16 protein-coding genes are annotated in these 16,813 nt (G+C 68.2%); 9 read left to right on the top strand and 7 right to left on the bottom strand.

Features of this window, described 5'->3' with window-relative positions:
* The first annotated feature begins 10 nt into the window (after positions 1 to 10).
* Positions 11 to 1,195, top strand: a complete 1,185-nt coding sequence (locus tag DMX10_RS16230) for a two-component system response regulator (RefSeq protein ID WP_111262024.1) — start codon at positions 11 to 13, stop codon at positions 1,193 to 1,195.
* 15 nt (positions 1,196 to 1,210) lie between these two features.
* Here DMX10_RS16230 and DMX10_RS16225 read toward each other — a convergent pair whose 3' ends face one another.
* Complete coding sequence (locus DMX10_RS16225; RefSeq protein WP_111262023.1) at positions 1,211 to 1,492, bottom strand: DUF2218 domain-containing protein; 282 nt, start codon at positions 1,490 to 1,492, stop codon at positions 1,211 to 1,213.
* A gap of 136 nt (positions 1,493 to 1,628) precedes the next feature.
* A complete protein-coding gene (locus DMX10_RS16220; protein WP_111262022.1) occupies positions 1,629 to 2,270 on the bottom strand; it encodes an NAD(P)-dependent oxidoreductase in 642 nt (213 codons plus the stop codon).
* 110 nt (positions 2,271 to 2,380) lie between these two features.
* Between DMX10_RS16220 and DMX10_RS16215 the strand changes: the two genes are divergently transcribed.
* From DMX10_RS16215 to DMX10_RS16200, 4 genes are all read left to right on the top strand, one after another.
* Positions 2,381 to 3,274 carry a LysR family transcriptional regulator gene (locus DMX10_RS16215; protein WP_111262021.1) on the top strand — a complete coding sequence of 298 codons (894 nt, stop codon included), beginning with the start codon at positions 2,381 to 2,383 and terminating at the stop codon, positions 3,272 to 3,274.
* Positions 3,275 to 3,346: 72 nt separating this feature from the next.
* Positions 3,347 to 4,240, top strand: coding sequence for a PA4780 family RIO1-like protein kinase (locus DMX10_RS16210; RefSeq protein WP_111262020.1), 894 nt, complete (start codon positions 3,347 to 3,349; stop codon positions 4,238 to 4,240).
* An 87-nt stretch (positions 4,241 to 4,327) separates the two neighbouring features.
* Positions 4,328 to 4,792 (top strand): bacterioferritin, encoded by a 465-nt coding sequence (gene bfr / locus DMX10_RS16205; protein WP_111262019.1) that lies wholly within the window; start codon positions 4,328 to 4,330, stop codon positions 4,790 to 4,792.
* Between the two features lie 174 nt (positions 4,793 to 4,966).
* Positions 4,967 to 5,869, top strand: a complete 903-nt coding sequence (locus DMX10_RS16200; RefSeq protein ID WP_111262018.1) for an EamA family transporter — start codon at positions 4,967 to 4,969, stop codon at positions 5,867 to 5,869.
* On the opposite strand, the gene cueR is transcribed toward DMX10_RS16200, so the two are convergent.
* From cueR to DMX10_RS16180, 3 genes are all read right to left on the bottom strand, one after another.
* Positions 5,835 to 6,236, bottom strand: coding sequence for a Cu(I)-responsive transcriptional regulator (cueR, locus tag DMX10_RS16195; RefSeq protein ID WP_021219733.1), 402 nt, complete (start codon positions 6,234 to 6,236; stop codon positions 5,835 to 5,837). The genes DMX10_RS16200 and cueR overlap by 35 nt on opposite strands.
* Positions 6,237 to 6,375: 139 nt before the next feature.
* The gene (locus DMX10_RS16190) at positions 6,376 to 8,778 is read right to left on the bottom strand and encodes a heavy metal translocating P-type ATPase (protein ID WP_111262017.1); all 2,403 of its coding nucleotides are present in this window, start codon (positions 8,776 to 8,778) and stop codon (positions 6,376 to 6,378) included.
* 690 nt (positions 8,779 to 9,468) lie between these two features.
* Positions 9,469 to 9,840 carry a hypothetical protein gene (locus DMX10_RS16180; protein WP_111262015.1) on the bottom strand — a complete coding sequence of 124 codons (372 nt, stop codon included), beginning with the start codon at positions 9,838 to 9,840 and terminating at the stop codon, positions 9,469 to 9,471.
* Positions 9,841 to 9,952: 112 nt separating this feature from the next.
* On the opposite strand from DMX10_RS16180, the gene DMX10_RS16175 reads away from it, so the two are divergent.
* Positions 9,953 to 10,150 (top strand): heavy-metal-associated domain-containing protein, encoded by a 198-nt coding sequence (locus DMX10_RS16175; RefSeq protein WP_111262014.1) that lies wholly within the window; start codon positions 9,953 to 9,955, stop codon positions 10,148 to 10,150.
* Positions 10,151 to 10,157: 7 nt separating this feature from the next.
* Here DMX10_RS16175 and DMX10_RS16170 read toward each other — a convergent pair whose 3' ends face one another.
* A complete protein-coding gene (locus tag DMX10_RS16170; protein ID WP_111262013.1) occupies positions 10,158 to 10,787 on the bottom strand; it encodes a TetR family transcriptional regulator in 630 nt (209 codons plus the stop codon).
* A 158-nt stretch (positions 10,788 to 10,945) separates the two neighbouring features.
* Here DMX10_RS16170 and DMX10_RS16165 point away from each other — a divergent pair, with 158 nt between their 5' ends.
* From DMX10_RS16165 to DMX10_RS16155, 3 genes are all read left to right on the top strand, one after another.
* A complete protein-coding gene (locus DMX10_RS16165) occupies positions 10,946 to 12,124 on the top strand; it encodes an efflux RND transporter periplasmic adaptor subunit (RefSeq protein WP_111262012.1) in 1,179 nt (392 codons plus the stop codon).
* A 12-nt stretch (positions 12,125 to 12,136) separates the two neighbouring features.
* Positions 12,137 to 15,265, top strand: a complete 3,129-nt coding sequence (locus tag DMX10_RS16160) for an efflux RND transporter permease subunit (protein WP_111262011.1) — start codon at positions 12,137 to 12,139, stop codon at positions 15,263 to 15,265.
* Between the two features lie 122 nt (positions 15,266 to 15,387).
* Positions 15,388 to 16,578: a multidrug effflux MFS transporter gene (locus DMX10_RS16155; RefSeq protein WP_111262010.1), complete on the top strand. Its 1,191-nt coding sequence runs from the start codon at positions 15,388 to 15,390 to the stop codon at positions 16,576 to 16,578.
* Here DMX10_RS16155 and DMX10_RS16150 read toward each other — a convergent pair.
* Positions 16,575 to 16,754, bottom strand: coding sequence for a hypothetical protein (locus DMX10_RS16150; RefSeq protein WP_111262009.1), 180 nt, complete (start codon positions 16,752 to 16,754; stop codon positions 16,575 to 16,577). The two genes, DMX10_RS16155 and DMX10_RS16150, sit on opposite strands and share 4 nt — an antisense overlap.
* Positions 16,755 to 16,813 lie beyond the last annotated feature (59 nt).

The raw sequence follows: 16,813 nt of genomic DNA, 5'->3' as shown, positions 1-16,813 counted from the left end.
GGTGCGCCACATGGTCGGCATGCTGGACAGACCGGATCGCGAGGTGATCCTGGTGGTGGACGACACCCCGGACAACCTCGAGCTCATGAGCGAGCTGCTGATGGACCGCTATCGGGTCAAGGTCGCCGGCAGTGGTGCCAAGGCGCTGAGGATCGCCGCCGGGAACATGCGCCCGGACCTGATCCTGCTGGATGTGATGATGCCGGAGATGGACGGCTACGAAGTCTGTGCGCGGCTCAAGGCCGATGCCGCCACCCGCGATATCCCGGTGATCTTCCTCACTGCCCGCAGCGAGATGGCGGACGAGCAGAAGGGCTTCGACCTGGGCGCGGTGGACTACATCACCAAGCCGATCAGCCCGCCCATCGTCCTGGCGCGGGTGCAGGCCCAGTTGCAGCTCAAGGCCACGGCCGACTTCCTGCGCGACAAGAGCGAGTACCTGGAACTGGAAGTGCGCCGCCGCACCCGCGAGATCCACCACCTGCACTACGCCACGATCGAAGCCCTGGCGGGCCTGGCCGACCTGCGCGACAACCCCGACGGCAATCACCTGCTGCGTGTCGAGCTGTACATGCGCCTGCTGGGCGGCGCGCTGGCGCGGCAGCAGCCGGGCATGGCGGACGAGCTGACCGAGGAGCGCATCGCGCTGATGGCCAAGTCGGCGCTGCTGCACGACATCGGCAAGGTGGCGCTGCCCGATCGCGTGCTGCTCAACCCGGGGCAACTGGAGGGCGACGACCTGCGCCTCATGCAGAGCCATACCCGGCTCGGCCGCGAAGCGCTGGAGCGCGCCGAGGCGCGCCTGGGTGGGGTGGGGCAGAGCTTCCTCACCTATGCCAAGGAGATCCAGTACGGCCACCACGAGCGCTGGGACGGCTCGGGTTATCCACAGGGCCTGCGTGGCGACCAGATCCCGCTGTCCGCACGCCTGATGGCCCTGGTCGACTGCTACGACGAGCTCACCCGCTACCACCCCTACCGCAGCCGCCTGAGCGGCGACGAGGCGGTGATGCGCATCAGCGCCGGCAGCGGCAGCGAGTTCGACCCGCTGGTGGTGCTGGCCTTCCTCGAAGTGGCCGATGGCTTCGCCCGCATCGCGGAACGCCACGCCGACAGCCGCAGCGCCATCGAGGGCGAGCTGCAGCGCCTGGAGGATTCCATCGCCGAGAGCATCGAGCTGACGTTGCCTGAGTGAGCGCCTTGGCGCCGTTCAGCGCCAGTCGAGCTGCAGGGCTTCCTGCCAGGCGAAGCGTTCGAAGTGGCTGGCGATCACGTTCTTCATCTGTTCCAGCTTCTCGTCGTCGGCGGCTTCGACCCTGAGGGTCAGGCCGCCGGCTTCGGCGTGCAGCGTGCCGAGGCCGAAGTCGAACTCGATGCGCCCCTGGTGCTCGTCGAAGCTGACCGGGATGCGGTGGGCGAAGTGCTTGCACAGGCGGCTGATGTAGCGCGCCGGGGTGTCGGTGGCGACATGGGCGGAGGCGGTGAGGCTCATGCTGGGTTCCTGTTCGTCGTGTGGAGCGGGCGGGTCGTTCAGTGGCCCCCGCTTTCGCGAGGGTGACGGTACGGCTGGAGAGCCCCGCGCATGCGCAGTCCGTCATCCCCGCCAGGCGGGGACCCACTGGAAACCGTCAATAACCCACGGTGAAGCGCTGGCGGATGTGCTGCGGGTTTTCCAGTTCGTCGACGATGGCCACGGCCAGGTCGGCCACTGAGAGGCTCGCCGGGTGGTCGCCGTCCATCAGCAGTTCGTTGCCGCCGAGGCGGAAGCGGCCGGTGCGCTCGCCGGGCTGCAGCAGGGCGGGCGGCGAGATGAAGCTCCAGTCCAGCGCGGTTTCGGCCTGGATCAGGTTGAGCGCCTGGCGCGCACCCTCGGCGCCTTCCTTGTATTCGGCGGGGAAGTCCGGGGTATCGATCAATTGCAGGCCGGGGGCGACATAGAGGCTGCCGGCCCCGCCGACCACCAGCAGGCGGCGGACCCCGGACCGGTTGACGGCTTCGAAGATCGAGCGGGTGCCGGCGATGAACTGCTCGCGGATGTCGTCGCGGCCCCAGCCGGGGTTGAAGGCGTGGACGACGGCGTCATGCCCGGCCAGTTGCGACGCGGTGGCGGTGCTGTCGTGGATATCGGCCCGCAGCGCGCTCAGGCGTTCGTGGGTGGGGAGCTTTTCCGGGTGACGGACCAGGGCGGTGACCTGGTGGCCACGTTGCAGGGCTTCGGTGAGCACGGCGGAGCCGACGAAACCGGTGGCACCGATGAGGGCGATCTTCATGCTGTTCTCCAGTGATCGAGGTGGGTGATTCGAGGTGATGAATCATGACTTCTGGATAATCAGCAGAAAAAGTGGCAGAAAGCGCTTTCACAATTAAGCAGGGCTTACGAATGGAGCAGCTCAAACGCATGGCGGTGTTCGCCATGGTCGTGGAGAAGGGCTCGATGGTCGCCGCAGGCGAGGCGCTGGGCATGAGTGCCTCGGCGGTCAGCCAGCAGATCCGCCGGCTGGAGGAGTCGACCCGGGTCAGCCTGCTCCATCGCACCACCCGCAAGCTGACCCTGACCGAGGCCGGCAGCCTGTTCTACCGCAGCTGCGCCCAGGTGCTGGAGCTGGCGCAGCAGGCCGAGCAGCGCCTGGCGGAGCTGCGCGACGCGCCGGTGGGGGAGTTGCGCATCGCCGCGCCCGTGGGCTTCTCCGGCCGCGTGGTGACCGACGCCCTGGCGCCCCTGCTGGAGGCGCACCCGGGGCTGAGCCTGCGGCTGTTCTTCCACGACGAGCAGATCGACCTGGTGGAGCAGCGCATCGACCTGGCCATCCGCGTCGGCACCCTGGAGGACTCCAGCCTGGTGGCGCGGCATGTCGGCGACTGGCCGATGCTGCTGTGCTGTGCGCCGGCCTACCTGGCCCGACACCCCGACATCCGGCGGCCGGAGCAACTGCTGGCGCTGGACTGGGTGACCCTCGGCAGCGACCGCCACCAGGGGCCGCTGACCCTGCACGGGCCGGGCGGCGAGGTGCAGCGCCTGCGCATCGAGAGCCGGGTGGTGTGCAACAACATCCTGTCCACCCGCAGCTTCACCCTGGCCGGCTTCGGCCTCTCGCTGCAGCCGGAACCGGAGATCACCGAGGAGCTGACCAGCGGTCGCCTGCTGCGCGTGCTGCCGGACTGGCAGCCCGGCCCCATGGGGCTCTACATCGTCACCCCGCGCCGCGACGCCCAGCCGGCCAAGGTGCGTTACGCCATGGATGCGTTGCGCCACAGTCTGGCGCGTCGCGGATAGTCGCGCGGGCCCGCATGCCGTATAAAGTCGGACGATGTCCGCCCGCAAACAGAGGATTGGCTACAAAGCAGCATGAAGACTCCAAAACGCATTGAACCGTTGGTGGAAGACGGCCTGATCGACGAAGTGGTCAGGCCCCTGATGAGTGGCAAGGAAGCATCGGTCTACGTTGTGCGTTGTGGCGGCGAGTTGCGGTGCGCGAAGGTCTACAAGGAGGCCAACAAGCGCGGGTTCCGCCAGGCTGCCGAGTACCAGGAGGGTCGCAAGGTCCGTAACAGCCGTGACGCCCGGGCCATGGCCAAGGGCTCGAAGTACGGGCGCAAGGAGCAGGAGGAGAACTGGCAGAACGCCGAGGTCGCGGCCCTGTTCCGCCTGGCCGCGGCGGGCGTGCGCGTGCCCAAGCCCTACGACTTCCTCGATGGCGTGCTGCTGATGGAGCTGGTCACCGACGGCTACGGGGACGCCGCGCCGCGCCTCAACGACGTCGACCTGACGCCCGAGGATGCCCGCGAATTCCACGCCTTCATGATCGGCGAGATCGTCAAGATGCTCTGCGCCGGCCTGGTCCATGGCGACCTGTCGGAGTTCAACGTCCTGCTCGATCCGTACGGCCCGGTGATCATCGACCTGCCGCAGGCGGTGGATGCCGCCGGCAACAACCACGCCTTCCGCATGCTGGAGCGTGATGTCGGCAACATGGCGTCCTATTTCGGCCAGTTCGCCCCCGAGTTGCTCTACACCCGTTACGCCAAGGAAATGTGGGCGCTCTACGAGGACGGCAAGCTGACTCCGGATGCGAAGCTCACCGGCGAGTTCGCCGAGCCGGAGGACACCGCCGACGTCGACGCGGTGATGCGCGAGATCAAGGCCGCATTGGCCGAGGAAGCCCGGCGCCAGGCGCTGCTCAACGAGGACGAGGACAAGGCCCGCGACGAGCCGCCACCCCCGCCCTGGATGCAGAGTTGACACTGCGGCATCGGCTCGCTTGACCGGGGCCGATCCGCGCAGGACCATTGCGCCCTCGGATCACCGCGTTTGCAGGGGAGAACACGCATGCAAGGGCAACTCGAAGTCGTCGAATACCTGAAGGATCTGCTGCGCGGCGAGCTGGCCGCTCGCGACCAGTACTTCCTGCATTCGCGGATGTACGCGGACTGGGGCTTCACCAAGCTCTTCGAGCGCATCAACCACGAGATGGAGGAGGAGACCGAGCACGCCGATGCCCTGCTCAAGCGCATCCTCTTCCTCGAAAGCACCCCGGACATGACGCCCAAGGCCATCCACCCCGGTGCCACCGTGCCGGAGATGCTGCGCTCGGACCTCAATCTCGAATACGAAGTACGTGCCGCGCTGAGCAAGGGCATCACCCTGTGCGAGAAGCACAAGGACTATGTCAGCCGCGACATCCTCGCCCTGCAGTTGCAGGACACCGAGGAAGACCACGCCTACTGGCTGGAACAGCAACTGGGCCTGATCGACCGCGTGGGCCTGGAGAACTACCTGCAATCCCAGGCCTGATCGCGCCCGCACCGGCTCACGCCGAGCCCCCGGAGGGGTGCCTACCCAGGTAGGCGCGCCTCCGGGGGCTTTTTCATGGGCGCATCCCTGTACTCCGCCATTTGCGGGCATCTGTATCCATACAGGTGTCCGATGACCTGCTAGCGTTGCCTGCTCGCCCTACGAGTGCACGCCATGCCCTTGCCACACATCCTCCTCGCCCTGCTGGTCACCCTGGTCTGGGGCGTCAACTTCGTCGTCATCAAGCTCGGCCTCGCGGAATTCCCGCCGCTGCTGTTCTGCGCCCTGCGCTTCGCCCTGGCGGCGACGCCGCTGCTGTTCCTGCGCGGGCCGATGCCGGCGCCGCTGTGGCGGATCGTGCAGATCGGCCTGCTGCTGGGGGTGTTCAAGTTCGGCGTGCTGTTCATCGGCATGAAGATCGGCATGCCGGCGGGGCTGACCTCGCTCGTGCTGCAGAGCCAGGTGTTCTTCACCATCCTCATCGCCGCCCTGCTGCTGGGCGAGCGCCCCAGCCGGCGCGGCGTGCTGGGCCTGGCGCTGGCGGCGTCCGGCCTGGTGCTGATCGGCCTGGAGCGGCCCATGGGTGACAGCCTGCTGGCCTTCGCGCTGGTGCTGGTGGCGGCCCTCGCCTGGGCCTTCGCCAACATCGCCACCAAGCGCGCGGGCGCCAGCGACATGCTGCGGCTGATCTGCTGGGTGAGCCTGGTGCCGCCCTTGCCGCTGCTGGCGCTGTCCTGGGTGTTCGAGGGGCCGCAGGCGATGGCCGCGGCGTTCGAGCACGCGACCCTGGTGGGCTACGGTTCGCTGCTGTTCGTGGCCTTCGGCGCCACCACCCTGGGCTTCGCCATCTGGAGCTTCCTCCTCAGTCGTCACCCGGCGAGCCTGGTCACCCCCTTCGCCCTGGCGGTGCCGATCTCCGGGCTGCTGTCCGGCTGGTTGCTGCTGGACGAGGCGCTGAGCCCGGCGGGCTGGCTGGCTTGCGTCATCGTCTTCGTCGGCCTGGCGATCACCGTGCTGCCCAAGGGGCTGTTCGGCCGCCTGCTCAGTGGCAGCAGCCACCCGACTCCAGGTCCTTGAGGATCGGGCAGTCGGGGCGGTGATCGCCCTGGCAGTGATCCACCAGTTCCTGCAGGGTGTCGCGCAGCCCCGCCAGCTCGGCGATCTTGCGGTTAAGTTCTTCGATATGGTCGCGGGCCAGTGCCTTGACGTCGGCGCTGGCGCGGCCCCGGTCCTGCCATAGCTGCAGCAGCTTGCCGACCTCCTCCAGGGAGAAGCCCAGGTCCCGCGAGCGGCGGATGAACGCCAGGCTGTGCAGGTCCTGCTGGCTGTACTGGCGGTAGCCGCTGTCGCTGCGACCGGCCTCCGGCAGCAGGCCGATGGATTCGTAGTAGCGGATCATCTTCGCGGTGAGCCCGCTCTTCTTCGCGGCCTGGCCGATGTTCATGGGGTGCTCCTCGTGGTTGGGCCCGTGCAGCTGTTCAGTGGGTCCCCGCGTTCGCGGGGATGACGGGAGGCGGCGGGCTGTCCATCGGCACCGTCACCCTCGCGAACGCGGGGGGACCACTCGAAGACAGCCTCCCGTTTCAGTCTCGCCTGGTTTTCTCCCCGGCCGGTTTCCAGGTCTTCAGCAGCAGGGCGTTGCTCACCACGCTGACGCTGGAGAGCGCCATCGCCGCGCCGGCGACCACCGGGTTGAGCAGGCCGGCGGCGGCGAGCGGGATGCCCACCAGGTTGTAGATGAAGGCCCAGAACAGGTTCTGGCGGATCTTGCCATAGGTGCGCCGGGCGATCTCCAGGGCGGCGGGGACCAGGCGCGGGTCGCCGCGCATCAGGGTGATGCCGGCCGCGTGCATGGCCACGTCGGTCCCCCCGCCCATGGCGATGCCGACATCGGCGGCGGCCAGGGCGGGGGCGTCGTTGATGCCGTCGCCGACCATCGCCACCACCGCGCCGCCGGCCTTGAGCCGGGCCACCTCGGCGGCCTTGTCCGCCGGCAGCACTTCGGCGTGCACGTCGTCGATGCCCAGCGCCTCGGCCACCACCCGGGCGCTGCCACGGTTGTCGCCGGTGATCAGGTGGCTGGCGATGTGGCGCTCGCGCAGGGCCTGGAGGGCCTCGCGGGCACCGTCCTTGAGGCTGTCGCCGAAGGCGAAGAGCCCGAGCACCCGGGCCTGGGGTTGCAGCGCCAGCAGCCAGGACAGGGTACGGCCCTGGGCTTCCCAGGCCGTGGCCGATTCCAGCAGTGCGCCGCCATCGAGCCCCTGTTCGTCCAGCAGCCGACGGTTGCCCAGTGCCAGCAGGCGGTCCTCGACCACGCCCTGGATGCCGCGCCCGGTCAGGGACTGGCTGTCGTGCACCTCCGGCACCGTCAGCCCGCGCTCGTCGCAGGCATCGAGCACCGCCTTGGCCAGCGGGTGTTCGCTACCGCGTTGCAGGGCACCGGCCCATTGCAGCAGGGCGGCTTCGTCGCCATCGGCGGCGGCCAGGTTGGTGATGCGCGGGGTGCCGGAGGTGAGGGTGCCGGTCTTGTCGAAGGCCACGGCTGTGACCGCGTGGGCCACCTCCAGGGCCTCGGCGTCCTTGATCAGGATGCCGTGGCGGGCCGCCACGCCGGTGCCGGCCATGATCGCCGTCGGCGTGGCCAGGCCGAGGGCGCAGGGGCAGGCGATCACCAGCACGGCGACGGCGTTGATCAGCGCGGTTTCCAGAGGCGCGCCGGCCAGCAGCCAGCCGCCGAGGGTGGCCAGGGCGATCAGCAGCACTGCCGGGACGAACACCTGGCTGACCCGGTCCACCAGCTTCTGGATCGGCGCCTTGGCCGCCTGGGCGTCTTCCACCAGGCGAATGATGCGTGCCAGCACGGTTTCGCCGCCGATAGCGCTGGTGCGTACCCGCAGGCGGCCTTCGCCGTTGATGGCTCCGCCAGTGACGCTGTCGCCGGGGCGCTTGGGCACCGGCAGGCTCTCGCCGCTGATCAGCGCCTCGTCGGCGTGGCTCTGGCCTTCCAGCACCTCGCCGTCCACCGGGAAGCGCTCGCCCGGCTTCACCAGCACCTCGTCGCCCAGGCGCAGTTCGGCGATGGCCACTTCTTCCTCACGGCCGTCGCGCAGGCGGATGGCCCGTTCCGGGCGCAGCGCTTCGAGGGCGCGGATGGCGGCGCTGGTCTGGCGCTTGGCGCGGCTTTCCAGGTACTTGCCCAGCAGCACCAGGGCGATGACCACGGCAGAGGCTTCGAAGTACAGGTGCGGCATGTGGCCGGGGTGGGCGGTGGCCCACTGGTAGAGGCTCAGGCCGTAGCCGGCGCTGGTGCCGATGGCCACCAGCAGGTCCATGTTGCCGGCGCCGGCGCGCACGGCCTTCCAGGCGGCGCGGTAGAAGCGCGCGCCGAGGATGAATTGCACCGGCGTGGCCAGGGCGAACTGCGCCCAGGCCGGCAGCATCCAGTGCAGGCCGAAGGGTGCCACCAGCATCGGCAGCACCAGGGGCAGCGCCAGGGCGAGGGCGACGAGCAGCGCCCAGCGTTCGCGACGCAGGCGGCTGGCGTTGTCATCGCTGCGCGGCGCATCCGTATCCAGGGCGCGGGCGTGGTAGCCGGCGCGTTCGACGGCCTGCAGCAGCGTGCTGCGTTCCACCTCGCCGAGCAGCAGCAGGTGGGCGCGCTCGGTGGCGAGGTTCACCGCCACCTCGCCGACGCCCGGCACCTTGGCCAGGGCGCGCTCGACACGGCCCACGCAACTGGCGCAGGTCATGCCGTCGATGGCCAGTTCCAGGCGCTGGCCCGGCACGTCGTAGCCGGCGGCCTCCACCGCCGCGCGCAGGGCCGGCAGGCTGTCGCCCGGCGCTTGCACGCGGGCCCGCTCGGTGGCGAGGTTGACGCTGGCGCTCTCTACACCCGGCACCTTGGCCAGGGCGCGCTCCACACGCCCGGCGCAGCTGGCGCAGGTCATCCCGGCAATCGGCAGGTCGAACGAAACGGATGGGCTCATGGGGCAATTCCTCCTGGGTTGCCCACAGGATCGACCTTGACACGAGGGCAAGGTCAAGCGGCGAGTTGTCGCAGCGCTCCCTCTGTAGGGGCGAATTCATTGGCTCTGTCTGCGTTAGCTGTTGTGGTTTTAAAGCAAGCGCTCAAGCGCGGCCATTTCCGGGCGTCCAAGAGTTCGTACCACCTCCACCGCATGGGTTTCGCTTCGCTCTACACCATCCTACGAAAGCCCGTGCGCACCACATGGCGATGCGCTGGACGAAGAAAGTTGGAGCAGCCGCCAACGCCCCTCCAGGAGGCCGAACGCAGTCGTTGCGCCGGGGGACGAGCGGCATGGATGCCGCGAGAGGCGCGCCAGGCCATGGATGGCCCATCGCGCCGGCCCCCAGAGCAACGATGGAGTGAGGGAACCCCGGCGAAGCCGGGGCCGGATGATGGGGCAAGTTTTTTGGTTCCTTTTCAACGATTGGAAAAGGGACTCGCCCGGGGGGGCGAAACCAGAATCATCACCAGAGCTCGGCAATCAGCTGGGCTCAATTCTTCTAGCAACACTTAACGCAGACAGAGCCAATTCATTCGCCCGGCGATCTCCCCATGAGCACAGGCTTTTTGGTGGAAGCGGATTCACCCGCAATGGCCCGGCACCGCCGCATCAGGTAGCCCGGGCTTCAGCCCGGGACCGGGGCCTGGTTCAGGGATTGGCCAGCGCCGGGGTCAGGTACAGGCCGGCGGTGTTCATCGCCAGGCGGTATCTGCGCACTTCGCCGGCTTCCAGGCTGATGGACTGCAGGCGCTGCTGCTCGATGCCGGGCTTGCAGCGGCCGGGGCCGAGCAGGCCGAGGCGGATGGCGACCGGGCCTGGCGGCAGGTTGAAGGCGATGCTTTCGCCCTGCACCAGGCGCGCGGCGAGCTGGTCCTGCAGGTAGAGGCCGACGTCGCAGCTGGTGGGCAGTTCGACGCGTTCGCGGCTGACGATCAGCACGCCGTAGTCGATGGGGGATTGGGCCTGGGCAGAGCCGGTGAGGGCGAGCAGGGCGATCAGGCAGAGGCGGGTGGGGGACATGGCGGCGACTCCGGGACGGCATGCATCGAGTGTAGGGGATCGCCGCACGCTTGACCTTGCCACGGTGGCAAGCCCGAGACTGGTTCCAGTCCCATCGAGCAAGGAGTCGATCATGCAGATTCTCAAGGTAAGCGGCATGTCCTGCGGCCACTGCGTCCGCGCCATCACCCGGTCGGTGCAGAGCCGCGACCCGGCGGCCGAGGTCCAGGTCGACCTGGGCGCGGGCGAGGTGCGCGTGGCCAGCCGGCTGCCCCTGGACGAGGTGCTGGCGGCCATCCGCGAGGAAGGCTACGCGGCCGAAGCGGCCTGAGGACCGGTCAGGCGTCCTGGTCCCAGTCGCGGAACAACCCGCGGAACAGGGTGCCCACCAGCACGCCGGCCTCGCGCTGCGGGTCGAAAAGCTCGGGGTCGCGCGTCCAGTCGGTGAACAACCCGATCATCTGCGCGTGCAAGGCGCGCGATGCCAGGCGCGGGGTGAGCCCGTCCAGCAGGCGCTCGACGCAGCCCGGGCGGGCGAACAGCGCCTCGCACAGGTCGATGAACTGGTTGACGAAGGCGTTATGGCGATCCTCCGCCTCGCGCAGTTCCTCGGTGAACTCGCAGCGGTGCAGGAGGATGGTGAAGATGCGATGGCGCTGCTGGTCGAGCGCCAGGCTGGTGATGGCCTCGACGCACAGTTCCAGCAACGACTGCAGCAGGTCGCGACCTTCGGCGCCGTGCAGGCGCTGGGCCATCTGCTCCGGCGGCAGGCGCACCTGGTTGAGCATCTCGTGGAACAGGTGGGCCTTGTTCTGGAAGTGCCAGTAGACGGCGCCACGGGTGACGCCCGCCGCCCGGGCGATCTGCTCGAGGGACGTGTGGGCGACGCCGTTCTCGAGGAACAGGACCTCGGCGGCGGCCAGGATATCGGTGCGGGTCTTTTCCGCTTCTTCTTTGGTTCTGCGCATAGCAGTTGGACGAATACTGTCTAGGCTTCTTGCTCGGGGGCCAGAGTTTACCGATTTTGCAGTCGGATACTGCTTTTACCAACGTGAATGCATGTATCCAGCCTTGACCTGATTCCTGTTTTTGCCAACCAGGCGCTGTCATGGAATGGAGACGCACGATGCCGCTATTACCCTCTTTCGCCTTTTCCCTGCGGCTTTGCGCGTTCGCCCTGGCCTCGCTGAGCCTGGTCGCCAAGGCGGCCGAGGCTCCGGCCAAGGCGGCCCCGCCGCCCCCGGAAGTGCTGGTGGAAACGGTGAAGGCGGCGCCCCTGCCGATGACCCTGGAATACGCCGGGCGTACCGCCGGCTACCGCGAGGTGGAGGTCCGTGCCCAGGTCAGCGGCATCCTCCAGGAACGCACCTACCAGGAAGGCAGCAAGGTGCAGAAGGGCCAGGTGCTGTTCCGCATCGACCCGCGCACCTACCAGGCCGCCCTGGCCAGCGCCAAGGGCGCGCTGGCCCAGGAGCAGGCGCGCTACCGCCAGACCGAGCGTGACCTCAAGCGCATCCGCGAGCTGCAGAAGAAGGGCTTCGCCAGCGAGAGCGAGCTGGACAACGCCGTCTCCAACTTCGAGCAGAGCAAGGCCAACGTGCAGGCCGCCGAGGCCAACGTACAGGCCAAGCAGATCGACCTCGACTACACCACGGTGGAGGCGCCCATCACCGGCATGACCAGCAAGGAGACCCGCTCCGAAGGCAGCCTGGTGGTGGCCGGCGACCCCAATTCCAGCCTGCTGACCCAGCTCACCCAGCTCGACCCCATCTACGTCAACTTCGGCTACCCGGACACCGAGGCCGAGCGCATCCGCGAGGACGTGCAGACCGGCAAGCTGACCCTGCCCGAGGGCGGCAAGATGGCCGCCGTGCTCAAGTTCGGCGACGGCTCCACCTACCCGCTGGAGGGGCGCGTCGATTTCACCGACAGCTTCGTCAACACCGGCACCGGCACCGTCAGCGCCCGCGCCGTGGTGCCCAACCCCGAGCAGAAGCTGTTGCCGGGGCAGTTCGTGCGGGTGCTGGTCAAGGGCCTGAGCCGGCCCAGGGCGATCACCGTGCCCGAGCGAGCCCTGGCCCAGGGGCCGCGCGGCACCTTCGTCTACGTGGTGGACAAGGACGGTGTCGCACGGGTGCGCGAGGTGAAGACCGGCGACACCTCCGAGGGGCGTTGGGTCATAGAGTCCGGCGTCGCCGAAGGCGACCGGGTCATCGTCGAGGGCTTGCCGAAGGTGCGGCCCGACTCGCCCGTCAAGGCCGTCGAAGCGCAGGACAAGCCCGCCGACCAGCCGAAACAGTCCTGAGGAGCGTCCGCCGTGATCTCACGCTTCTTCATCGACCGCCCGGTGTTCGCCGCAGTCATCTCCATCGTCATCATCCTGGGCGGCCTCGCGGCCATGCGTGCGCTGCCCATCGCCCAGTACCCGGAGATCCTGCCGCCCCAGGTGTCGGTCTCCGCCAGCTACCCGGGCGCCAGCTCCCAGGTCATCGCCGAGACCGTGGCGGCGCCGCTGGAGCAGGAGATCAACGGGGTCCAGGGCATGATCTACCAGCTGTCCAACTCCGACAGCAACGGCGCCATGAGCCTGACCGTGTACTTCCAGGTGGGCACCGATCCGGACCAGGCCACCATCGACGTCAACAACAAGGTGCAGGCCGCGCTTGCCAAGCTGCCCGAGGAAGTACGCCGGCAGGGCGTGAAGGTGGAGAAGAAATCCTCCGACATCCTCCAGGTGGTGACGCTGTTCTCCCCGGACGACTCCCGCGACCCGATCTACATCAGCAACTACGCGCTGATCAACGTGATCGACGAGCTCAAGCGCATCCCCGGCGTGGGCGATGCCAGCCAGTTCGGCTCCAAGGACTACTCCATGCGTATCTGGCTGCGGCCGGACAAGCTGGCGCAGTACGACCTGACCCCCACCGACGTGGTCAAGGCCATTCAGGAGCAGAACTCCCAGTTCGCCGCCGGCAGCTTCGGCAAGCAGCCCCTGAACCAGCCCCAGGACTTCACCTACACCGTCACCACCAAGGGCCGCTTCACCGAGCCGAAGGAGTTCGAGAGCGTCATCCTGCGTACCGACTCCACCGGTGCCAGCCTGCTGCTCAAGGACGTGGCGCGGGTGGAACTGGGCGCCCAGGACTATTCGCTGATGACCTCGCTGAATGGCCAGCAGAACGCCGCCTTCGGCATCTACCTGCAACCCGGTGCCAACGCCCTGGACACCGCCGAGGCGGTGGAGAACACCATGAAGCGCCTGGAGAAGCGCTTCCCCGACGGCATCGCCTACAAGATCCCCTACGACACCACCAAGTTCGTCAAGGTCTCCATCGAGGAGGTGATCCATACCTTCGTCGAGGCCCTGGTGCTGGTGATGCTGGTGGTCTTCATCTTCCTGCAGAACTGGCGTGCCACGCTGATTCCGGTGCTGGCCATCCCGGTGTCGCTGATCGGCACCTTCGCCGGCATGTACATGCTCGGGTTCTCGATCAACCTGCTGACCCTGTTCGGCATGGTGCTGGCCATCGGCATCGTGGTGGACGATGCCATCGTGGTGCTGGAGAACGTCGAGCGGGTGATGCGCACCGAGAAGCTCGGCCCGCGCGAGGCCTCGATCAAGGCCATGGAGGAGGTCACCGGTCCCATCGTCGCCATCGTGCTGGTGCTGTGCGCGGTGTTCATCCCGGTGGGTTTCCTCGGCGGCCTGGCGGGGCAGATGTACAAGCAGTTCGCGATCACCATCGCGGTGTCGGTGGTGATCTCCGGCATCGTCGCGCTGACCCTGTCGCCGGCGCTCTGCGCCCTGCTGCTCAAGCCCACCCACGAGGAGCCGGCGGCGCCGTTCCGCTGGTTCAACCGCTTCTTCGATCGCGCCACCGACGGCTACACCGCCGGCGTGCGCTTCTTCCTCAAGCGCAGCGTCATCGGCCTGCTGCTGTTCGGCGGGATGATCGCGCTGATGGTCATGCTGTTCGGCCGGGTGCCCGGCTCGCTGGTGCCGGATGAGGACCAGGGTTACGTGATCAACGCCTACTTCCTGCCGCCGGCCGCCTCCCTGACCCGCACCGAGGAGGTCACCAGCGCGGTGACCCAGCAGTTGATGAAGCACCCGGCGGTGCAGGACGTGGTCACCTTCGCCGGCTTCGACGTGCTCACCTTCGGCACCCGCAGCAACGCCGGGGTGTCCTTCGTGCCATTGAAGGACTGGAAGGAGCGCACCACCGACGAGCTGGATGCGCGCAACCTGCCGCCGGCCTTCATGGCCATGGGCGCCGGGCAGAAAGACGGCGTGGTGATGACCTTCAACCCGCCGCCGATCACCGGCATGAGCACCACCGGCGGCTTCGAGGCGTACATCCAGGACCGCTCCGGCGGCAGCGTCGCGCAGCTGGAGGAGACGGTCACCAAGTTCATCGGCGCCATCTCCAAGCGCCCGGAGCTGGTGGGGGTCAACACCACCTTCAACGCCAACGTGCCGCAGTACTACGTCGACCTGGACCGCACCAAGGCCCGCGCGCTGGGGGTGGCGGTGAACGATGTGTTCACCGCCATGCAGTCCACCTTCGGCAGCTACTACGTCAACGACTTCACCCTCTACGGGCGCACCTGGCAGGTGAGCCTGCAGGCCGAATCCGAGTTCCGCCGCAAGCCCGAGGACCTGAGCCAGGTGTACGTGCGCTCGGCCTCCGGCGACCTGGTGCCGCTGTCGTCCCTGGTGCGTGTGCAGCGCATCCTCGGGCCGGACTCCTATGCACGCTTCAACGTCTACCCGGCGGCCAAGATCCTCGGCGGCCCGGCGCCGGGCTACAGCTCCGGCCAGGCCCTGGCGGCGATGCAGGAGGTGGCGGACGAGGTGCTGGGCGAGGACTACAGCATCGGCTGGATCGGCTCGGCCTACCAGGAACTGGCCACCCAGGGCTCGGGCAGCAAGGCCTTCATCTTCGGCCTGGTGCTGGTGTTCCTCATCCTCGCCGCCCAGTACGAGCGCTGGACCCTGCCCATCGCCGTGGTCACCGCCGTGCCTTTCGCGGTGTTCGGCGCCATCCTCGCGGTGTGGCTGCGCGGTCTGTCCAACGACGTGTACTTCCAGGTCGGGCTGGTGACCCTGATCGGCCTGGCGGCGAAGAACGCCATCCTCATCATCGAGTTCGCGGTGCTCTGCCGCGAAGAGGGCATGGGCATCTTCGAGTCGGCGCTGGAGGCGGCCAAGCTGCGCTTCCGACCCATCGTCATGACCTCGCTGGCCTTCATCCTCGGGTGCGTGCCGCTGGCCATCAGCAGCGGCGCCGGCTCGGCGAGCCGACATTCGATCGGTACCGGCGTGATTGGCGGTATGCTTGCCGCCACGTTGCTGGCAACCTTCCTCATCCCGATGTTCTATCTGCTGGTGGAATCCGCCGCCGACAGGTTGGGGCGCAAGAAGAAGGCACCGGTCGCCGAGTGACGCCCGGCGCCATTCCCGCCAGCGCGGGACGCCCTTGAACATCGAACCGCATGCCCGCTTCACGGTCTTTTTTGCAGTCCACGGCGCCGCCTTCGGGGCGGCGCCCTGTTTTCAGGTGAACCATGAATTTCCGCATCCTGCTGATCCTCGGGTCGCTCAGTGCCTTCGGCCCGATGGCCATCGATTTCTACCTGCCGAGCTTCCCGGCGCTGGCCCTGGCCTTCTCCACCGACGTGGAGCACGTGCAGCTGAGCCTGGCGTCCTACTTCATCGGCCTGGCCATCGGGCAGTTGCTCTACGGCCCCATCGCCGACCGCTTCGGCCGGCGCCTGCCGCTGCTGGTGGGGGTGAGCCTGTTCACCCTGGCGTCGGTGGCCTGCGCGATGGCGCCGAGCCTGGAGTGGCTGATCGGCGCGCGCTTCGTCCAGGCCCTGGGCGGTTGCGCGGGCATGGTGGTCTCAAGGGCGGTGGTGCGCGATCTCTGCGACCCCATCGCCTCGGCCAAGGTGTTCTCGCAGCTGATGCTGGTGATGGGCCTGGCGCCCATCCTCGCGCCCCTGGGCGGCGGGTTGCTGCTGGACCTGTTCGGCTGGCCGTCGATCTTCTTCGGGCTGACCCTGTTCAGCGCCCTGGTGCTCACCGGCGTCTACCTGTGGCTGCCGGAGACCCTGACCACTGGCGACGAGCGCCCGCCGCTACGCGGTGCCCTGGGCCAGTACAAGCGGTTGCTGGGGGACGGGGTGTTCATCGGCTATGCCCTGACCGGCGGCCTGTCGATGGCCGGGATGTTCGCCTACATCGCCGGCTCGCCCTTCGTCTTCATCGAACTCTACGGCGTGCCGGCGGAGCACTACGGCTGGCTGTTCGGCGGCAACGCCCTGGGCTTCATCCTGGTGGCCCAGGTCAACGCCTGGCTGATGCGCTTCGGCGGGCCGGCCTACTGGATGCGGCGGGTGGTGTGGTTCTACCTGGGGTGCGCACTGGCGCTGCTGGCGGTGGCCAACGCGCATACCGAGGCGCTGTGGCCATTGCTGGTGCCGCTGTTCGGCTGCATCGCCAGCCTGGGCATCATCATTCCCAACGCCTCGGCCAGCGCCATGGCCGGCCAGGGCCGCCATGCCGGCAGTGCGTCGGCGCTGATGGGCAGCCTGCAGTTCAGCGTGGCGGCGGGCGCCGCCGCGCTGGTCGGGGTGTTGCACGATGGCTCGGCGATGCCGATGGCGATGGTGATCTGCCTGTGCGGCGCCGGAGCCGTGTGTGCGTCGCTGGTCACCTGGCGGCTGACCCGGGGCCAGCCGTCGGTGCTCGGCTAGCTCGCGGCCCGTCGTGCCGGTTCCGGCAGGACATGAGGCGCCTTGAGCCGCGCCTCCAGGGTGGCGACGAAGCGCCGGGCCTCGGCCTCGCTGCGGAAACTCACCGCGTGCTGGTCCATGCAGACCTGCCAGCTGTTGCCCTGGGTGGTACGGAGCGGTCGGACGATGATTTTCATGGTGCCCTCTCCCTGAGAAAGTGAGCCCCCAGTGTAGACCCGGTTAGATGACAGAAAAT

Origin of the sequence: Pseudomonas sp. 57B-090624 (assembly GCF_003234055.1) — a bacterium.
Lineage (GTDB): Bacteria > Pseudomonadota > Gammaproteobacteria > Pseudomonadales > Pseudomonadaceae > Metapseudomonas > Metapseudomonas tohonis.
The sequence above is the reverse complement of the archived record's forward strand: the minus strand, read 5'-3'. Positions and strand labels throughout refer to the sequence as shown.